Source organism: Bartonella jaculi (assembly GCF_039543045.1).
GTDB lineage: Bacteria > Pseudomonadota > Alphaproteobacteria > Rhizobiales > Rhizobiaceae > Bartonella > Bartonella jaculi.
The window spans coordinates 1-4,263 of the sequence record NZ_BAABIZ010000055.1; the positions used below are offsets into that span (position 1 = coordinate 1).

Annotated in this window: 3 protein-coding genes; all 3 read right to left on the reverse strand. The window is 38.8% G+C overall.

Going from position 1 to position 4,263, the window contains the following annotated elements:
- The coding region (locus tag ABD915_RS08905; protein ID WP_345117499.1) for a DUF6990 domain-containing protein at positions 1–2,509 on the reverse strand (2,509 nt) is incomplete at its 3' end.
- A 6-nt stretch (positions 2,510–2,515) separates the two neighbouring features.
- The gene (locus ABD915_RS08910; protein ID WP_345117501.1) at positions 2,516–2,869 is read right to left on the reverse strand and encodes a hypothetical protein; all 354 of its coding nucleotides are present in this window, start codon (positions 2,867–2,869) and stop codon (positions 2,516–2,518) included.
- 135 nt (positions 2,870–3,004) lie between these two features.
- The coding region (locus ABD915_RS08915) for a DUF637 domain-containing protein (protein ID WP_345117503.1) at positions 3,005–4,263 on the reverse strand (1,259 nt) is incomplete at its 5' end.

Below are 4,263 nucleotides of genomic sequence, written 5' to 3' on the forward strand. Positions count from 1 at the left end.
GGTTGTCAAGCTTTTCTGACACTTGTTCAATCAAAGCGTAGCTCAGTTGCTTTACCTTTGCGACTTCTTGAGCTAAAGCTACTGCACGTTCAAGGTGGGTTTTGTTGATGCTCTCGTCAAAGCCTAGAGGATCACCTGCCGCAAAACTTTTCTGATAAGATTGTAAGGTCTCAACATCACCCAACAAAGCAAGAGCGCCAATATGAAGTAAGCCATAATGCGCTTCATTGATTTTGCTCTTTTTCCAAGGTGGCATACCGTATTGGGAACGAAGCTCTTCATGAAGATCAATGGCTTGCACCGCCCATTCTAATGCATCATCAAGTGCCTGCGTTAAACAATCTGCAGTTACATCTACTTCAAAAATTTCTAGCCCTTTCTCCTCAAAATTAAGTTGCAGATCTTCTAAATCTTCAGAGTAAGTAGGATTAATCACCTTGCAAGCAGTGGCAAGAATGCCGGTAACAACCAAAAATCCGACATCAAATTGCGGACAATCTTTCACACTTTCATCATTATAAAGAATTTGTACCTCGCGATCAGGTAATTGATAACTCGCCAGATGATCATCCCCATCAATTTTCTCGACCGACCAACCTAAACTTTTCAAAAGCACAGCTGTGCTCTCTATGGTCAGAGCATCATCATTATCATCCGTCTCATCCACTTCCTCTACTGAATCAACAGGTGTTGTTTGTAACTCAAGAGCCAAAAGCAGCACATTCTTTGGAAAACCAGACCGATATCGTCGTGCAAACCAAAAAATATCGTCAATAATATCTTTCGTGATTTCTTTCACAAAACCTAGACGGTTCCCTGCTCTAAAACTTTTCTTATAAAATTTAAGCTTTTCAACATCCCCAATCAAAACAAGTGCAACAAAGTGGCGCAGAACAAGATCAAATTCACTGTTTGCTGACAAGTCTGCATAATCATAGATAATTTGATTCACATTTTGCCGATCAGCCCAGTCTAAAATATCCGCACAGATCTGCTTCAGTTTATCTTCATCAACTTCATTACCAGAAGCTGTTTCATTACCAGAAACTGTATAAATTTCTTCTGCTTCTTTGAGAGCTATATATTGAGGCTTATCGGGGGAAATGTATCTATGAATAGTGGAAAATCCAAGCGTTGAAAGCGAAGCTTTCAATGCAACAGTAGGTGTTTCTCCTTCCATGTCAAGGCTGTACACTATATTGATAATACGATCTTTGCTTATAAAATAAGCATTGCGCTCGTAGTTTTTATCTCGATAAACTGTCCAGCCCATCATTTTTAATTTTTCAGAAACTGTATTAAGAAAAGCCAAAGATTGTACACCAATACGTGCATCTGCCGCCTCTCGCTCCTTTAAAACGGTCAGATGTTCTTCAGCAAACTCAATAGCACGATTAATATAGGTTTCTAATTCTTCATCAAGACTTTGTAAATGTTCAGAAATTTTTCCCTCTGAAATAGAGTTTTGATAGGATTTCAGGACATCAATTTTTCCTGTCAATGCCAAACAAGTGAAATGCCAGAGAATATCTGGATAACAGCGATAAGTTTGTATGTGTGTTTTGCTTTCCATCGTTGCTTCTAAATCTTGAGCACGTGCCCATTGTATCACCCGCTCAGAAATTTTTATAAGCTCTTGCCTAGTGAGTGTATCAAGACAAATATCAAGACCATTACCAAGAGAATTAAAAGACAAATAAATATTTGTGGGAGATATGGAGTCATATTTTCCACTCTTGTGAATGTAGCGGCAAACACTGGAAATTTCTTCAGTGGACATCTCAAGTTCAATATGGAAATTTTGCTTATCATTAAGACACCCAAAATCAAAATCAAACTTAATGAAGCGATCAGGCAAAGATAACCACATGTTCGCAGGTTCAGTTGCGCACCAACCATTGATTTTGAGGATGGTGGTTGCTGCTTTGAGGCTTATCTGCTGACCTTTGAGCTTTTTGCATGCAATAATATCATTCAGCTCTCCATTTTTATAGGCTTGGGCAAAAAGAAGGAGTCGTTCATTCCACGTCGTCGTTTTATAATCAGAAAATTCTGGTACATCCAATTTTGGCGTCAACTTATAACTCTTTAAAGCCTTCATATCCCCGAGCAGAGCTTTAGCAACTAGAGAGTGATCAGTAGCTTCTTCGAGTAACTTTTTCTTAATATCTAGTGTTTGTGCCCATATTATCACATTGTTTAAAGCTGCTTCAACATGGCTTTCCAACAGCTCCGGTACTGTAATCCCGAAACCACCTCTTTCAGGAAACAGTATATATCCATACCGCGATTTTTTACCCCTAGCATATTCACGAGCAAGACAATAAGGAACAGTGGTAAGACTAGCGGATAGCCAAAATCTTTCACTACCCTTTTCATGTTTTACACCATAACTCAAGTCCACAACACGATCGGGGAGATAATAATAAGCAAACGTATCACCCACTTCATCACGATAAGGCTCCCATCCTAGACTTTTTAAAATTTCTGTTGCATCTTTAGTTTGCATAATATCTTACTCTTCTCCAAGTCCTGGGTAACGCTTGATTTTATAAAAGATTGTTCTATTCCACTCTCTGTTTATTTGGTTTTCACTCCAATTATCTCTAAATTCTTTCAGCTGTTCCTTATCTCCTTCAAAATTTTTGAGATCTTCTTGGTATTTATTAAGCTGCTCTTTATTTTCCTCGAGATATCGTTTCATAATTTTTCCAAAAGGTTTTGCATCTCCTGTTTTATAAGCTATTTCAAACTTTTTTTGACATTCTGTTAATCTAGAATTACCAGTTTTTATTTCGATAACTTTCAATACGCCCTCTTCTATATAAATAATATCGGGACGGGACCTTTTTTTAAATGCAAAGTTCATAGATTATCCTCCATAAGTCGCAGCTTATTCACGCTAATACTGTTCTACAACTGTAGATAATAGCTGGTCTTATGTCTCACAGCCAAGATCTCTTAAAATCTCTGTTACGTTTTTGGTCTGCATCACTATTCACTTTCATTCAAAAAGCCCTGGAAAACGAAAAATGTCAACGTCGGTTTTGTCTAACTTATTATTCAATTGTTCTGTAACCCATTTTTTACTAGCCTCGTTTAATTCTTTATCACTTCCTTTAAAATCTTTGAACGATTCTTGATATTTCTCTAAGAACTCTTTGTTCTCTTTAAAAAATTTTATAAATTTTCCTTTTGTGGACTCACCATTTCCTTTTTTAAAGGCTTCTTTCAAAATTGTTTGGTTTTCACTTAAATCAGCTTTTCCCGTTTTTGCTTCGCCAATCATTATTTTACCATCTTTTATATAAACAATATCCGCACGAGATCTTACTGTACCCTTATCCGTCTTAGTTTTGAATACTATTTCTGACTCGCATACTATGCATCCTTCATCCTTTAATTCTCGTTTTTTTTCATCGCGTTTTTTATCATGATGCTTCCTGACTTGTTCAAGTATGTTACCCTTTCCATCATTATTGTTTTGTGGTTCTTTATTGTTTCCGTTTTTTTTCTTATTTTTACTTTCCTTCTGAGAAGCTTTATTTTTTTCTTCTTTGGTACTTTTGTCTGTTTTTTCGCTGTCTTCTTCTGCATTTTTCGATGCAAACAAATAGCCAAGGAAATCCGTTATAGCCATCCCATTGCTAGAGGATCCAACAACAGTTGCTCCACCAGCCATAAAAAGAGACAGAGCTGCCAACTCTTCTGGTGTAAGCGACACAATGAATGCTGCTAATGCTGCTACCACAGGAAGAAAATTATTCTCCGCGGCATTACCAGCGGCATCCGCGCCAGTATTGACATCACCACCAGCAAGAGCAGCAGCAAAGCCCCCTGTAACCCGTGCGACATCAATGGCACGATCGCTAAAGTCAGCAAACTGTGCTTCAATCTTTGCATTTATACGCGCTTGTTCTTCTGCCGTTGGAATACGACCATCCAATGCTGCTATTTCTTTTTGTATTAAATTTTTAGACCACAGTTTAAACTGGAGCATAGCAGTGGCTTCACCCACAGCCCCGCCGATAGCACCGGCAGAGCAAGCGCCACTCGCAACAGCGCCTTTGAGACAGCCAAGTCCTGCATGAGCAACAATCTGGGTGACCGTGTCTATTTTCCCTTCAGCCTTGGCGGTGCCGATCTCTTCCGCCAACGTCTTGCCAACCGTATCAGACAGGGCTGTGCGCAGGTTTGCAATCAGGTTCTTATCAAAAGAGCCACCCTCAAGAGCCGTTTGAACACTTGTGCCAATGGCTGCTT